The 14,929-nt window shown below is 68.0% G+C and carries 14 protein-coding genes; 7 read left to right on the forward strand and 7 right to left on the reverse strand.

Annotation, left to right across the window (positions count from 1 at the left end; translation table 11 throughout):
• Positions 1-73: 73 nt before the first annotated feature.
• From AOM45_RS31930 to AOM45_RS31945, 4 genes are all read left to right on the forward strand, one after another.
• Positions 74-742, forward strand: a complete 669-nt coding sequence (locus tag AOM45_RS31930) for an NUDIX hydrolase (protein WP_051784324.1) — start codon at positions 74-76, stop codon at positions 740-742.
• Positions 743-751: 9 nt separating this feature from the next.
• Entirely contained in the window at positions 752-1,432 is a 681-nt protein-coding gene (locus AOM45_RS31935) for an LON peptidase substrate-binding domain-containing protein (RefSeq protein WP_030471244.1), read from the forward strand.
• 627 nt (positions 1,433-2,059) lie between these two features.
• Positions 2,060-3,304, forward strand: a complete 1,245-nt coding sequence (locus AOM45_RS31940; RefSeq protein WP_030471245.1) for an MFS transporter — start codon at positions 2,060-2,062, stop codon at positions 3,302-3,304.
• Complete coding sequence (locus AOM45_RS31945; protein ID WP_051784320.1) at positions 3,301-4,023, forward strand: putative hydro-lyase; 723 nt, start codon at positions 3,301-3,303, stop codon at positions 4,021-4,023. Before AOM45_RS31940 ends, AOM45_RS31945 begins: the two co-directional genes overlap by 4 nt.
• Before the next feature lie 15 nt (positions 4,024-4,038).
• Here the strand turns inward: AOM45_RS31945 and AOM45_RS31950 are convergent, their stop codons facing one another.
• The 4 genes from AOM45_RS31950 to bioD all read right to left on the reverse strand — a co-directional run bounded on the left by AOM45_RS31950 (position 4,039) and on the right by bioD (position 6,640).
• On the reverse strand, positions 4,039-4,629 hold the full coding sequence (locus tag AOM45_RS31950; RefSeq protein WP_030471246.1) for a DUF2567 domain-containing protein: 591 nt from the start codon (positions 4,627-4,629) through the stop codon (positions 4,039-4,041).
• Positions 4,630-4,642: 13 nt separating this feature from the next.
• Positions 4,643-4,834, reverse strand: coding sequence for a biotin synthase auxiliary protein BsaP (gene bsaP, locus AOM45_RS53120; protein WP_030471247.1), 192 nt, complete (start codon positions 4,832-4,834; stop codon positions 4,643-4,645).
• Positions 4,834-5,850, reverse strand: coding sequence for a biotin synthase BioB (bioB, locus tag AOM45_RS31960; protein WP_030471248.1), 1,017 nt, complete (start codon positions 5,848-5,850; stop codon positions 4,834-4,836). Before bioB ends, bsaP begins: the two co-directional genes overlap by 1 nt.
• Positions 5,851-5,920: 70 nt before the next feature.
• On the reverse strand, positions 5,921-6,640 hold the full coding sequence (bioD, locus tag AOM45_RS31965; protein ID WP_030471249.1) for a dethiobiotin synthase: 720 nt from the start codon (positions 6,638-6,640) through the stop codon (positions 5,921-5,923).
• A gap of 145 nt (positions 6,641-6,785) precedes the next feature.
• On the opposite strand from bioD, the gene AOM45_RS31970 reads away from it, so the two are divergent.
• Positions 6,786-7,028, forward strand: coding sequence for a glutaredoxin family protein (locus tag AOM45_RS31970; RefSeq protein ID WP_030471250.1), 243 nt, complete (start codon positions 6,786-6,788; stop codon positions 7,026-7,028).
• Here the strand turns inward: AOM45_RS31970 and AOM45_RS31975 are convergent.
• The 3 genes from AOM45_RS31975 to dnaE all read right to left on the reverse strand — a co-directional run bounded on the left by AOM45_RS31975 (position 7,001) and on the right by dnaE (position 13,077).
• Positions 7,001-8,203: an adenosylmethionine--8-amino-7-oxononanoate transaminase gene (locus tag AOM45_RS31975; RefSeq protein WP_236703904.1), complete on the reverse strand. Its 1,203-nt coding sequence runs from the start codon at positions 8,201-8,203 to the stop codon at positions 7,001-7,003. The two genes, AOM45_RS31970 and AOM45_RS31975, sit on opposite strands and share 28 nt — an antisense overlap.
• 64 nt (positions 8,204-8,267) lie before the next feature.
• Positions 8,268-9,473, reverse strand: coding sequence for a cytochrome P450 family protein (locus tag AOM45_RS31980; RefSeq protein ID WP_030471252.1), 1,206 nt, complete (start codon positions 9,471-9,473; stop codon positions 8,268-8,270).
• A gap of 58 nt (positions 9,474-9,531) precedes the next feature.
• Complete coding sequence (gene dnaE, locus AOM45_RS31985; protein ID WP_030471253.1) at positions 9,532-13,077, reverse strand: DNA polymerase III subunit alpha; 3,546 nt, start codon at positions 13,075-13,077, stop codon at positions 9,532-9,534.
• A gap of 169 nt (positions 13,078-13,246) precedes the next feature.
• On the opposite strand from dnaE, the gene AOM45_RS31990 reads away from it, so the two are divergent.
• On the forward strand, positions 13,247-14,086 hold the full coding sequence (locus AOM45_RS31990; protein WP_030471254.1) for an AsnC family transcriptional regulator: 840 nt from the start codon (positions 13,247-13,249) through the stop codon (positions 14,084-14,086).
• Between the two features lie 154 nt (positions 14,087-14,240).
• Positions 14,241-14,929 (forward strand): hypothetical protein (locus AOM45_RS31995; RefSeq protein ID WP_201780101.1); only part of this gene is annotated, 689 nt, incomplete at its 3' end.

Raw genomic sequence — 14,929 nt, forward strand, 5'->3', positions numbered from 1 at the left:
CCTATTGGTCGAAAACGTCGCCGATAGTATCAGCCGAGTGGCGGGCGTGGGACATGAAGTTCTGGCAGCTGTTCTGCGGGTGAGAGGTGCGTCACTCCAGGTCATGCTGTGGGAGCGCGCACGGGAGCCGCACGCTCACCGCTGGTCGTTGCCCGGTGGAGAGCTGCGGGTCGACGAGGACGTCGAGTCCTCCATCCGCCGGCAGCTGGCAGAAAAAGTCGATGTGCGACAACTGTCACACGTCGAGCAGCTGGCCGTCTTCAGCGCCCCCGACCGCGTCCCCGGCCCGCGCGTCGTGGCGACGGCGTTCCTCGGCCTCGTCCCCTCGGACGTCGACCCCGAGGTGCCCGCGGACACGTCGTGGCACTGCGTGGAGAAGCTTCCCCCGATGGCGTTCGACCACGCCTCGATCGTGCACCGGGCACGGCACCGGCTCGGCTCGAAGCTGTCGTACACGAACCTGGGCTTCGCCTTGGCGCCACCGGAGTTCACCATCTCGCTGCTGCGCGACCACTACTCCGCGGCCCTGGGCTACCGCGTGTCCGCCACGAACCTCCAGCGCGTCCTCTCCCGCCGCCTGCTGCTGGAACCCACCGGCGGCACCGCTCCCCCCGGCCCGTCCGGCGGCCGTCCGGCGGCCCTGTTCCGGTTCAGCGCCAAGGGAATCAAGGTGACCGATCCGTTCGCCGTGCTGAGGCCGCCGGGATCCGGCCGTCCGGCGGGCGGGAGTGGCACCCCGTAACGTGGACGCGTGGCCGAGACGCTTCCGCTCTTCCCCCTGGGCACGGTGCTGTTGCCGGGGGCGTCTTTGCCGCTGCACATCTTCGAGCCCCGCTACCGGCAGCTGGTCGTCGACCTGATGACCGGATCGCTCTTCGGCCGCACGTTCGGCGTCGTGTGCATCAAGGAGGGCTGGGAGGTGGGCGCCGACAACGTCCGCTCCCTGCGCGACATCGGCTGCTCGGCCGACCTGCTCGACGCCCGCCCGCTGCCCGAGGGCCGCTTCGACATCGTGACGCGCGGAGTGCGCCGTTTCCGCCTGCTGGACGTGGACTCGACGACCGCGCCGTACCTGCTGGCGCACGTCGACTACCTCGACGACTCCCCGGTGCCCGAGGCGGCGCGCGAGGTCGTGCCGATCCTGGAACGCGGGGCGCGGGCGGCGCACGAGCGGTACTGCGGGGCGGCGTGGCACCGGGAGGACTGGTCTTCGCCGGACGAGGACGTGGACCTCGGGGCGCTGTCGTACCTGCTGGCCGCCGACTGTCTGCTGCCGGTGGAGGACCGGCAGCGGTTGCTGGAGGAGCGGTCGCCGGCGCGGCGGTTGCGGCTGGTCCGGCGGATGTTGCACCGGGAGACCGGGATCCTCAGCGCTTTGAAGGCGGTGCCGGTGCCGTTGACGGACTTCGGGCACGTGCCGAACCCGAACTAGCGACGTGGCGAAGCTCCTGAGCGCGGACACGAGGAGCCTGGGCTCATCGCTCGCGCTGGATTGGTGAGCTTTCTCCACGAGGACCTTTTCGGCGCGCGGCAGCACATCGGCGAGTGCGTCCAGGCCGCTGAACCCTCACCAGGAAACCGTTGCGCCCTTGCAGGAACTGGTCGAGCCCGCACCCGCGGACCGCCCAACCCCACACCGCAACCCGCCGAGCCCGCACCCGCGGACCACCCAGCCCCACGCCACAACCCGCCAAGCCACACCCGCCGAACGCCCAAACGCTCACTCCGGAGTCCGTCGAACCCTCATCGGCGGAGTCGAGCCCCTCCGCCGACCGTCGAGCCTCCCCTCCACGGACCGCCGCCCCTCACCTGGGAACCCGTTGAGCCCTCCCTCGATGGACCGCAGTCCTCACCTGGGAACCCGTTGAGCCCTCCCTCCACGGACCGCCGCCCCTCGCCCGGGACCCCGTTGAGCCCCGCCCCAAGACGCCATCGAGCCGAGCAAACGCGCTCCGATCGTCGGATCGTTGAATTGTGGCCTTGTGGGATTGTTGAACAATCCTTACTCTGAGGGCCACATCACACCCGACCACTCCTCCACCACGCTGCGAGGTGTCGCATGAGCACGACCACGACCGAGGACACAGGCCGTTTCGCCTGGTTCCGCAGTCTCGGCCAGAAGGGCAGGCGCGCGTTCATCGGCGCGTTCGGCGGCTACGGGCTGGACTCGTACGACTACTGGGTCCTGCCCCTGAGCCTGGTCGCGATCACCGGCTACTTCGGCCTCACCAAGGCCGAAGCCGGGCTGCTGGGCACGAGCACGCTGCTGATGAGCGCCATCGGCGGCGCGGTGGCGGGCATCATGGCCGACCGGTTCGGCCGTTCCAAAACGCTGATCATCACGGTGGCGGCGTACGCGTTCTTCACCGTGCTGTGCGGTTTCGCGACGAGCTACGAGACGTTGCTCATCTTCCGCGCCCTGCAGGGCCTGGGCTTCGGCGGCGAGTGGGCGGCCGGCGCGATCCTCGTGGCCGAGTACTGCAAGCCGAAGTACCGCGGGCGCACCGTCGCGTTCATCCAGAGCGCCTGGGCGGTCGGCTGGGGGCTCGCCGTCATCATCAACACCCTGGTCGCCTCGCTGGCCGATCCGGCGTGGTCGTGGCGGATCATGTTCTGGACGGGTGCGCTGCCCGCGATCCTCATCTTCTACGTGCGCCGCAACGTCGACGACGCGCCGGAGACGAAGGAGCAGCCCAAGGAGAGCGGCACCTTCCCCAAGATCTTCCAGGGCGGCATCCTCAAGACCACGCTGTTCGCCGCGCTGCTCGCGACCGGTGTCCAGGGCGGCTACTACACGCTCGCCACGTGGCTGCCGGCGTTCCTGCAGACCGGGCGCGGGCTCACGATCATCGGTACCGGCGGCTACCTCGCGTTCCTCATCACCGGTGCGTGGATCGGGTACGTCAGCGGCGGTTATCTGACGGACTACCTGGGGCGCAAGAAGACCTTCACGCTGTTCGCGGTCGCCAGTGCGCTGCTCATCGTCGCGTACACGCAGATTCCCAACGGTGCCAACACGTTGGTCATGTTCCTCGGCTTCCCGCTCGGGTTCTGCATGAGCGCGATCTTCAGCGGCTTCGGCAGCTACCTGTCCGAGCTCTACCCGACGCGCCTGCGCGGCACCGGGCAGGGCTTCACCTACAACTTCGGGCGCGCGTTCGGTGCGCTGTTCCCCGGCGCGGTCGGGTTCATGGCGGACAAACTGGGCATCGGCGGTGCCATGCTGTTCGGGGCGGCGGCGTACGGGATCGCGGTCATCGCGCTGTTCTGGCTGCCGGAGACGGTGAACAAGGAGCTGGAATGACGACTGCGGGCCAAGCACCGGGACAGGCGCAGGCGAACCTGATCGCCATCCCCAAGGACTGGGCGTACGACTTCCTCCTCTTCACCCACCGCAACCCCAAGCCGTGCCCGGTGCTCGACGTGCTGGACGCCGGTGAGACGGTCAGCGCGCTCAAGCAGGACGCGGACGTGCGCACCCACGCGCCGCGGTACCGGATCTGGGAGAACGGCGAGCTCGTGGCAGAACCCGAGAACGCCACCGAGTACTGGCGCGACGACCTGGTGACGTTCCTGATCGGGTGCAGCTTCACGTTCGAGACCGCACTGGAGAGCGCGGGAGTGCCGCTGAGGCACGTGGATCAGCAGAAGAACGTCTCAATGTTCGTCACGGACGTCCAGTGCCGGCCCGCCGGCCGGCTGCACGGGCCGATGGTCGTGTCGATGCGGTGGATTCCGGAGTCCCTTGTGGACATCGCACACAAGGTCACGGCGCTGATGCCGTCGGTGCACGGTGCCCCCGTGGGCGCGGGCGATCCGCGGATGCTCGGGATCAGCAACATCGACGAACCGGACTTCGGCGACGCCGTCGAGCACGAACCCGGTGACGTGCCGGTGTTCTGGGCGTGCGGCGTGACCCCGCAGGCGGTGCTGATGAAGTCGAAACCGCCGTTCGCGATCACGCACGCGCCGGGTCAGATGTTCGTGACCGACATGCCGGACTTCGCCTACCGCGTCGGATGAGCAGAGGACGGCGCCTCAGCCGAGGCGCCGTCCCAGGTCGTCGAGACCGTTCCACGCCGCACAGCAGCCGTACGCCAGCGCGGCCGCCAGCGGCCACGCCAGGATGCCCCACCACGTCTCCAGAGCGGGCGCCACCAGCAGGGTGTCGTTCGGCTTGATCGTCGACGGCAGCGGGTACCTCCCCGCCGCGAGCGATCCGCCCAGGTACTGCGCGAACCACGCCGCCGCGAACGAACCCGCCGTCATCGCGAGCATCACGACCGGCCCGCGCCGCTGCCGCAGCAGCCACACCGCGATGCCGGTGATCGCGCCCGCGCCGAGTCCGATCAGCACGAACACCATCAGCGCGTCGAGCCGGTGGTAGCTCTCGACCCCGATCGGGTAGAACTTGTTGTCCTGCGCCGAGACGATCTTGAGCTGGGCCGGGGCGAGCCACGCCCAGACGTACGCGGCGGGCAGCCCGAACGCGAACGTCGTCAGCAGCACCACCAGGCCCGGCAGCAGGTCCCGCTTCACGACCACCTTCGGCCGGGGCCGGACGTAGACGTAGACGTACGGCGGCTCCGGCACGGGTTCGATGCGCACCGGCGCTGCTTTCTCGTCCATTCGCGAGAGGTTACTACCGCCCCGAGGTGATCTCTCCGTGACGGCTGCAGCGCGCCGCCCAACCGTCCGGGGTCACCTGGACGACCATGCGGCGCGCGCACTCCGAGCAGTACCGCGGCGGGTCGATCACGGACAGGCGCTGACGGCAGAACGCGTGGTCGCCGTCAGCTTCCTCTTTGCCGCAGAAAGAACAGAACACGGTCATCACAGGGTCTGGCTCAACGCCTTGATGGGCATCGACAGCTCTTCCAGCATGTCGAGGTCCTGCTGCGCGGGCCGGCCGAGGTTCGTCAGGTAGTTGCCGACGATGATCGCGTTGATGCCGCCGAGCATGCCCTGCTTCGCGCCCAGGTCGCCGAACGTGAGCTCACGACCGCCGGCGAACCGCAGGATCGTGCGCGGCAGGGCCAGCCGGAACGCGCCGACCGTCCGCAGCGCCTCGGCACCCTCGACGACCGGGTAGTTCTCGTACGGCGTGCCGGGGTTCGGGATGAGGAAGTTCAGCGGGACCTCGTCCGGCTCCAGCTCGGCCAGCTGCACGGCGAACTCCGCGCGCTGCGCCAGCGACTCGCCCATGCCGATGATGCCTCCGCAGCAGACCTCCATGCCGGCGTCGCGGATCATCCTCAACGTGTCCCAGCGCTCCTCCCAGGAGTGCGTGGTGACGACGTTCGGGAAGTGCGAGCGGGCCGTCTCGAGGTTGTGGTTGTAGCGGTGCACGCCCATCGCCACGAGCTCGTCGACCTGCTCCTGCGTGAGCATGCCGAGCGAGCAGGCGATCTGGATGTCGTTGCCGTCCTCGCGGATGGCCTTGATGCCGTCGCGCACCTGCGAGAGCAGCCGCTTGTCCGGGCCGCGCACGGCCGCGACGATGCAGAACTCGGTCGCGCCGGTGTCACGGGTCTGCCTGGCCGCGCGGACCAGGCCGGGGATGTCCAGCCACGCCGAGCGCACGGGCGACGGGAACTGGCCCGACTGCGAGCAGAAGTGGCAGTCCTCCGGGCAGCCGCCGGTCTTCAGCGAGACGATGCCCTCGACCTCGACCTCGGGGCCGCACCAGCGCTCACGCACCTCGTGCGCCAGCGCCAGGAGCTCGGGGATCCGGTCGTCAGGCAGCTCGAGCACCTTGAGCACCTGAGCTTCGGACAGTCCGACACCTCGTTCGAGCACCTGCTCACGAGCCTCGTCGAGCACGTCGATCTGTTCCGGAGCTGCGGTCACGGTCTCTCCTCCTCCTGTGGCCTGGCGAGCAGTCTGCCTCACTGAATCCTTCAGCGTGGAGCGATGTAGGTCACTGGACCGCGAACTGAGCCGCGAACGTCTCCGGGTCGAACTCACCGCCGAACCAGGGCGAAAACGATCTCTTGGCGACCGACAGGAAGTCCACGGAACCGAGCTTCGTCACACCGTGGGGCAGCGCTCCGAGCAACGGGCCACCCGCCGCGTCGGGCAGATCGGCCAGGTTCGTCAGCGAGGCGAGGTCCGGGTGCAACGGCCAGCTGCCGACGACGACGCCGAGCGACTCGATGCCCCGCCGTTGCAGCGCCTCGGCCGTCAGCGCGGTCGCGTTCAACGTGCCCAGCCCCGCCTGCGCCACGATCAGCACGGGCGCGTTCACCGCCCACGCGATGTCGGCCAGGGTGGACCCGCTCTCGTCGAACCGCACCAGCAGCCCGCCCGCGCCCTCGACCAGTACCAGGTCGTGGGTCTCGTCGAGCTCGGTCACGGCTTTGGCGACGTCCGCGGGGTGCACGGTGGCCATCCCCGCGCGTCTGGCCGCGGTGTTCGGCGCCAGCGGGTCGGGATATCTGGCCAGCTCACGGGTCGTCACGTCGCCCGCCAGCCGCGCCACCTCGGCCACGTCACCCGGCTCGCCCGGCAGCAGACCGGTCTGCGCGGGCTTCAGCACCGCGACCCGCCGTCCCTCTGCCCTGGCCAGCGCCGCGATGCCCGCGGTGACGGCGGTCTTACCGACCTCGGTCCCGGTTCCGGTGATCACCAGCACGCTCACAGGCACTCACCTTAGGCCTTGCCGGGTTCACAGGACCTCACAGGCCGCTCACGGAGTGCACGCGGGGAGCTTTCGTGCGCTTGGAGCGCACGCGGGGTCCCCGCGTGCGTCGAGCAACGAGGCGGCGGGCGCATAGGGTGATCCCATGAGTGAGCAACCGATCGTGATGTACGGCGCCGAGTGGTGTGGCGACTGCCGCCGCGCCAAGTCGTGGCTGACCCGCAACAACGTGCCGTTCACCTACGTCGACGTCGAGAACGACGACGCGGCGCGGGACAAGGCGATCGAGATCTCCGGCCGCAAGCAGATCCCCGTCGTCGTGCTCCCGAGCGGCGAGTTCCTGGTCGAGCCGACCGACACTCAGCTCGCCGCCGCAATCACGCCCTGACAGATCGTCGCCACGTCGTCGTCCGTGCTGATAAACGGCGGCATCGTGTAGATCAGGTCGCGGAACGGCCGCAGCCACACCCCCGCGTCCACAGCCGCCTTGGTGGCTCGTGCCATGTCAACGGGCTCATGGAGCTGCACGACACCGATAGCGCCCAGCACGCGCACGTCCCGAACACCGGGCAACGCGCGCGCGGGCGCGAGTCCGTTCGTCAGCCCGGTTTCGATGCGCTTGACCTCGCGCTTCCAGTCCTGGGACAGCAGCAGGTCGATCGACGCCAGCGACACCGCCGACGCGAGCGGATTGCCCATGAACGTCGGCCCGTGCGCGAGCACCGGCACCTCGCCCTTGCTGATCCCGTCCGCCACCCGTGACGTGCACAGGGTCGCGGCCATCGACAGGTAGCCGCCGGTCAGCGACTTGCCGAGGCACATCACGTCCGGGCTCACGTTCGCGTGGTCCGCGGCGAACAGCTCACCAGTGCGGCCGAAGCCCGTGGCGATCTCGTCGAACACCAACAGCACGTCGTGCGTGTACGCGAGCTCACGAAGAACGTGCAGGTAACGCGGGTCGTGGAACCGCATACCGCCGGCACCCTGCACGACCGGTTCGACGATGATCGCGGCGAGCTCGTGCGCGTGTTGCTCGATGGTGTCGGCTACATGCTGAATGTATGCAGTGTCCAATTCGGCCGGTGGACTGTCTACAAAAACCTGTTCCGGCAGGATTCCACGCCAGAGCGAATGCATACCGCCTACTGGATCGCACACGGACATGGGCGTGAACGTGTCGCCGTGGTATCCACCGCGCCATGTCAACATCCGGCGCTTCTCCGGCCGGCCGAGCGAACGCCAATACTGCATACACATCTTGGCGGCGACCTCGACCGACACCGAGCCGGAGTCGCACAGGAAGACGTGCTGCAACGGCTCCGGGGTGATCTCGACGAGTTTCGCGGACAACCGGATGGCGGGCTCGTGGGTGAGCCCGCCGAACATCACGTGGCTCATCCGGCCGAGCTGCGACGTGACGGCCTCGTCGAGCACCGGGTGCCGGTAGCCGTGGATGGCCGCCCACCACGACGACATGCCGTCCACGAGCTCCCGGCCGTCCGCCAGCGTCAGCCGGACACCCGAGGCCTCCGAAACGAGCAGCGGTTCCCGGGTGCCCGGCATCGGGCCGTACGGGTGCCAGACGTGCGCCTGGTCGAGCTTCAGCAGGTCGTCCACGCACCGAACATTAAGCGAGCCGCACCGGCAGGGTGTGCAGACCGCGGATCAGCGTGCTGTCCCGCCACACCAGCGTCTCCGGCTCGGCGGCCAGCTCCAGCTTCGGGAACCGCGCCAGCAGCTGCGTCAGCGCCACGTCGAACTCCAGCCGGGCCAGCGGCGCGCCCAGGCAGAAGTGGATACCGTGCCCGAACGCCACGTGCCCCTGCGCCGACCGCGTCACGTCGAGCTGGTCGGCGTTCTCGTACTTCTCCGGATCCCGGTTCGCGGCGATCAGCGACACCATCACCAGCTCGTCGGCGGGGATCGTGACGCCGCCCAGCTCCACCGGCTCGGCGGTGTAGCGGAACGTCGCGATGTTCACCGGACCCTCCAGCCGCAGGAACTCCTCCGTGCTCGCCGGGATCAGCTCCGGGCGGTCCTTGAGGATCTGCAGCTGGTCAGGGTTGCGCAGCAGTGCCAGCACCGCGTTGCCGATGAGGTTCACCGTCGTCTCGTGGCCCGCCACGAGCAGCAGGAAGGCCATCGACACCAGTTCGGCGTGGTTGAGCCGGTCGCCCGACTCGTCCGCGTGCACGAGCGCGGAGAAGAACGTGTCGTCCGGTTCCTCGTTCGCGACGCGGTTGACGTGCCCGATCAGGAACTGCGCCATCTTGCCGGAGGCCTCGGCGATCTGGTCCGGCGTGCCGTAGGACAGCAGCGTGTTCGACCACTCGCGGAACTCGTCGCGGTTGTCGATCGGGATGCCGAGCAGCTCGCAGATCACCGTGATCGGCAGCGGGAACGCGAAGGCCTCCAGCAGGTCGACCTCGTCACCGTCGTTGAGCTTGGCGATGAGCTCGGCGGCGATCTCCTGCACGCGCAGGCGCATCAGCTCGATCCGCCGGGCCGTGAACGCCTTCGTCACGAACTTGCGCAGCCGGGTGTGGTTCGGCGGATCCATGTTGAGCATGTTCGCCGCGAAGCTGTTGTCCGGCTGGCGTCGCTCCGCGTCCGGCGGCGAGTGCAGCTCGAAGACGTGTCCCCCGGCCTGCACGTTCTTGCTGATGCGCGGGTCGGTCAGGGCGATCTTGGCGTCCTCGTAACGAGTCACGAGCCAGACCTTGAGTCCACGCGGCAGGCGGACCTCTCGCACGGGCCCCTCGGCACGCAACTTGTCGTGCACTTCGTGCGGGTTCTGGACGTAGTCGGCGGGCAACTGGGTGAGTGTCGTCACCTCACCCAGTTAACCCTGTTAACTCATCGCTCGCCACTGTTTCGCGAGCAGTTCTCAGCTATCCGAGACATCCCGGTCCGAGCAGCGCCTTCAAGTCGCCCATCAACGACGGCGTGGGCGCCACCCGCAGCGCGTCGTCCAGCTTCAGCACGGTGTTGCGCGAGGCGTTGATGACCAGGTTGAGGTGCACCTCGGTCGAACCGGGGTGCGCCCGCAGGACGTCCTTGAGCTGCGTGACGATCTCCGGCCGGCACTTGGTGGCCGGCATCTTGAGCCGCATCGCGCGGTTGCCGATCTCGCTCAGGTCCGGCACGACCAGGTCGTTCGCGATCAGCGAGATGCGGTCGTCCCGCTTGGCCACGCGGGCCTTGACCAGCACGATCGCGTCCTCGACGACCGACATGCCGTGCACCATGAAGCTCTTCGGGAAGAACAGCACCTCGATGCCACCGGCGAGGTCCTCGAGCTGGGCCGACGCCCACGACTCGCCGTTCTTGTTCACCCGGCGCATCACCGACGCGAGGATGCCGCCGATGGTGACCTGGGTGCCGTCCGGGACGTCGCCTTCCAGGATGCGCGCGATGGAAGCGTCCGAATAGGACTCCAGCACGTGCTCGACGCCGTTCAACGGGTGCCCGGAGACGTAGAGGCCCAGCATCTCCCGTTCGAGCGCGAGCTGGTGCTTGGACTCCCACTGCTCGGCGGGGATCTTGACGTCGAACACGCCCGCGATGTCCTCGTCGCCGTCGTCACCGCCGCCGAAGAGGTCGAACTGGCCCTTGGCCTCTTCCTTCTTCGTGATCATCACGGCGTCGACCGCGTCCACGTGGACCATGTGCAGGCCCTTGCGCGGGTGGCCAAGCGAGTCGAACGCGCCGGCCTTGATCAGCGACTCGACGACCTTCTTGTTGCAGGCCGTGGCGTCGATCTTGCGCAGGAAGTCGGAGAAGTCGACGAACTTCCCCTTCTCCTTGCGAGCCTTGATGATCGAGTCGACGACGTTCGCACCGACGTTGCGGATCGCGCCGAGGCCGAAGCGGATGTCGGCGCCGACCGGGGCGAACTCGCGCTCGGACTCGTTGACGTCCGGCGGGAGCACCGTGATGCCCATGCGGCGGCACTCGGCGAGGTAGATCGCCGACTTGTCCTTGTTGTCGGAGTTCGTGGTGAGCAGCGCGGCCATGTACTCGGCCGGGTAGTTCGCCTTGAGGTACGCGGTCCAGTACGCGATGACGCCGTAGGTGGCGGAGTGCGCCTTGTTGAACGCGTAGTCGGCGAACGGGACCAGGATGTCCCAGAGGGTCTTGATCGCCTCTTTCGAGTACCCCTGGTCGATCATGCCCCTCTCGAAGCCCTCGAACTCCTTGTCGAGGATCTCCTTCTTCTTCTTGCCCATCGCGCGGCGGAGCAGGTCCGCCTGGGCCAGCGTGTAGCCCGCGACCTTCCGCGCGATCGCCATGACCTGCTCCTGGTAGACGATCAGGCCGTAGGTCGTGTCCAGGATCTCCGCGAGCGACTCGACGAACTCCTGGTGGATCGGCGTGATCTCCTGGAGCTTGTTCTTGCGCAGCGCGTAGTTCGTGTGCGAGTTCGCACCCATCGGACCCGGCCGGTACAGGGCGATGACGGCCGAGACGTCCTCGAAGTTGTCCGGCTTCATCAGCCGTAGCAGGTCGCGCAGGGCCGAACCGTCGAGCTGGAACACACCCAGCGTGTCGCCGCGGCCCAGCAGTTCGTAGGTCTTCTTGTCGTCCAGCGGCACCTGGTTGCCGTCGGTGATGTCGATCTTGCCCTTGCCGTTGAGCTCGATGTTTCGCAGGCAGTCGTCGATCGTGGTGAGGTTCGACAGACCCAGGAAGTCCATCTTCAGCAGGCCGAGCGTCTCGCAGGTCGGGTAGTCGAACTGCGTGATGATCGACCCGTCCTGCGGGCGCATCCAGACCGGGATGTGGTCGGTCAGCGGCTCCGCGGACATGATGACCGCACAGGCGTGCACACCGGCGTTGCGGATCAGGCCCTCGAGCCCGCGGCCGGTGTCGATGATCTCCTTGACCTGCGGGTCGGTGTCGTAGAGCCCGCGCACCTCGGAGGCCTCGGCGTACCGCTTGTGCGAGGAGTCGAAGATGCCGGACAGCGGGATGTCCTTGCCCATGACGGCGGGCGGCATCGCCTTGGAGATCCGGTCGGCGACGGCGTACCCGGGCTGCCCGTACAGGACTCGGGCGGAGTCCTTGATGGCCGCCTTCGCCTTGATGGTGCCGAACGTGATGACCTGGGCGACGTTCTCCTTGCCCCACTTCTCCGTCACGTACCGGATGACGTCACCGCGCCGGCGCTCGTCGAAGTCGATGTCGATGTCGGGGGGCGACACGCGGTCGGGGTTCAGGAACCGCTCGAAGATCAGGCCGTGCGGCAGCGGGTCGAGGTCGGTGATGCCCAGCGCGTACGCGATCAGCGCGCCCGCGGCCGAACCACGGCCGGGACCGACGCGGATGCCGTTGGACTTGGCCCAGTTGATGAAGTCCGCGACGACGAGGAAGTACGACGGGAACCCCATCTGCAGGATGACGCCGATCTCGAACTCGACCTGCTTGGTGTGCTCCTCGTCCACGCCGTCGGGGAACCGGCGGTGCATGCCGCGCCAGACCTCGTCGCGGAAGAACTGGTCCTCGGTCAGGCCCTCGGGCACCGGGAACCGCGGCATGAGGTTCTTGAACGCGAACATGCCGGTCGTGTCGACCTTCTCCGCGATCAGCAGGGTGTTGCGGCACCCCTCCTGCCACGCGTCGCTCGAGTCGACCGCGCGCATCTCGTCCGGCGACTTCAGGTAGTAACCCGTGCCGTCGAACTTGAACCGCGTCGGGTCCTGCAGCGTCTTGCCCGTCTGGATGCACAGGAGCGCCTCGTGCGTCTCCTTGTCCGTCGGGTACGTGTAGTGCGAGTCGTTCGTCACGACGAACGGGATGTCGAGCTTCTTCTGGATCTCCAGCAACCCACCGCGGACCCGGCTCTCGATCTCGATGCCGTGGTCCATGATCTCCATGTAGAAGTTCTCTTTGCCGTAGATCTCCTGCCACTTGGCAGCAGCCTCGAGAGCTTCCTTCTCGTGCCCCAGCCGCAGCCGGGTCTGCACCTCACCCGACGGGCACCCGGTCGTCGCCATCAGCCCGGCGGAGTGCTGGGCGATCAGCTCCGCGTCCATCCTCGGCCACTTGCCCAGCTGCCCCTCGGTGGAGGCCAGGCTGGACAGCTTCATGAGGTTGTGCAGGCCCTCGTCGTTGCGCGCCCAGATCGTCTGGTGCGTGTAGGCACCGCTGGCCGAGACGTCGTCGGCCTTCTGCCCGGGGTCACCCCACAGCACGCGCTTCTTGTTGAACCGCGACTCCGGCGCCATGTACGCCTCGATGCCGATGATCGGCTTGATCCCGGCCGAGGTCGCCTGCTTGAAGAAGTCGTAGGCGCCGTACATGTTGCCGTGATCGGTGATCGCCGCAGCGGGCATGCCCATGCGCTCGCACTCGGCGAACATGTCCTTGAGCTTGGCCGCACCGTCGAGCATCGAGTACTCGGTGTGCACGTGCAGATGCACAAACGAGTCCGACACCGTACCTCCAGGAGATCGAACGGACGCGTGGGAAGGACGCGAATCCGGATCCGCCAACCCTATCTCGCCGCAGGGCCCACGCCACTCATCGACCCGCGGTCCGCCACCGTGATCTCCAACTTGCCATGCGGTGACGCGGAGATCTTGAGCGGGAGGTAGCGTTCAATTCGTGGTGGCCCCTGATCCCGTAGACGCTCGCCTGCTCGCCGTACTGGCCGAGTCGGGCCGAGCCGCCGTGCACGAGATCGCCCAGCGCCTGGGAATGGACCCGCGCGAGGCCGCCATGCGCCTGATCACCCTGTCGGGCAGCGGCCTCCCGCTCCTGGTGGGCGTCGAGTGCGACCCGAACGGGCTTCGCCGGGCACTCGCCAACGCCGCCGCGTACGGCAACTACATGGGCCCGCCCTCGTCCGGCCCGTACGCGGTGCACCAGAGCGGCCCGCACCACGTCAGCGGCCCGCACCAGGTCCCCTACGGCCCGCCGAACCCGCCGAGCCAGCCGTTCCCGGCCCAGCCCCAGGCCACCTGGGGTCCTCCGCAGACGGCCGGGTGGGTCCGCGCGGACCAGCCGCAGCCCAGGCCCGTCTCCCGCACCGGCAAGATCGGCTCGGCCCTGGAAGCCGAGAGCCTCGAGGGCGCGCACCTCTCGATCCAGCTGGTCGAGGTCGTGGACCCGGCCGACTTCCTCTTCACCGCGGCCGGCTACAAGCTCGCCGAGGGCGAACGGGCCGTGGTGGTGCACACCGAGGTGACGAACACCTCGCAGGTGCCGTACACCTCGCTCCCGGACATGTACCTCGTGCTGGTGACCAAGACCGGCGAGACCGTCACGAAGGCTCCCGTCTCGCTGTCGTCGCGGCCGGCGCACAAGCTGGGCGTGCAGCCCGGTGAGACCGCCGGTGGGCACACGGTGTTCGTGCTGCCCGACACGACCGACGTCATCCAGGTGCGGTGGAGCGTCCGTCCCGAGGTGGACCTCAACACTCTCGTTTGGACCGTCGAGGACTAACGGGGTTTCACCCCAGCCCGACGAGGCATGTGGGTGGTGGTCTTGTCGGGTGAGAGGGGCTTCGGTCGGAGCGAAGCGGTGACACGCTGTGTCCCGGTATGAACCGTCCCGTGGGCGGTGGTTGGCCGTGTGGCCTGTCCGACCGGAGCCCGTCATGACGTTACCGCGCACCGTGGCCGATGTCCTGTCCGAGCACGTGGTCTTCGAGCTGGAGTGCATCGACCGGCTCTACCTCAATGTCTACGTGCCGCAGCTGCAGCATCCGCGGGCGTTGGTCGGCTATGTGCACCACCAGCTGGGCTTGCCCGTCGCTTCTACCGTGCCACTGGGCCGGATCAGCGACGCGTTCACCACCGCGATCCACGACTTCGCCCGCCGGCACGGCGTTGCGGTGGTCGACTTCGTCAAAGGGCAGCGCAAAGACGACGTGATGCACGAGTACCTGGCCCGATTCGAGGGTGAGGAGGGGGTGCTGTTCATCGGTCGGGCCCAGGAGAAGACCGGGGTGTTCCGCACCGAGAAACGCCGTGACAGCGAGGGCGCGTCGTATCCGTGGATCGTGCGCACCACCGCGATGGTCAACCACTGGTACTTCTACTGCGTGGACGCCGACTTCGGCCCGTTCTTCCTCAAGTTCAGCTCCTACTTCCCCTACAACGCCAAACTCTGTCTCAACGGCCACGAATGGGCCCAGCGGCAGGCCGCCCATGCCGGGATCGGGTTCACCGCGCTGGACAACGGCTTCGCCGCCACCGACGACCCGGCCGCGTTACAGGTGATCTGTGACCAGCTCGGGCCGGAACGCATCGACGCGCTGCTGCGCAAGTGGCTGGCGCGGTTGCC

The organism is Lentzea aerocolonigenes, assembly GCF_000974445.1.
GTDB lineage: Bacteria > Actinomycetota > Actinomycetes > Mycobacteriales > Pseudonocardiaceae > Lentzea > Lentzea aerocolonigenes.

Coding starts and splice junctions, on each gene's coding strand:
- AOM45_RS31940 (WP_030471245.1), top strand. CDS start 2,060: ATGAGCACGACCACGACCGAGGACACAGGCCGTTTCGCCTGGTTCCGC.
- AOM45_RS31945 (WP_051784320.1), top strand. CDS start 3,301: ATGACGACTGCGGGCCAAGCACCGGGACAGGCGCAGGCGAACCTGATC.
- AOM45_RS31950 (WP_030471246.1), bottom strand. CDS start 4,629: ATGGACGAGAAAGCAGCGCCGGTGCGCATCGAACCCGTGCCGGAGCCG.
- bsaP (WP_030471247.1), bottom strand. CDS start 4,834: ATGACCGTGTTCTGTTCTTTCTGCGGCAAAGAGGAAGCTGACGGCGAC.
- AOM45_RS31970 (WP_030471250.1), top strand. CDS start 6,786: ATGAGTGAGCAACCGATCGTGATGTACGGCGCCGAGTGGTGTGGCGAC.
- AOM45_RS31975 (WP_236703904.1), bottom strand. CDS start 8,203: ATGCCGGGCACCCGGGAACCGCTGCTCGTTTCGGAGGCCTCGGGTGTC.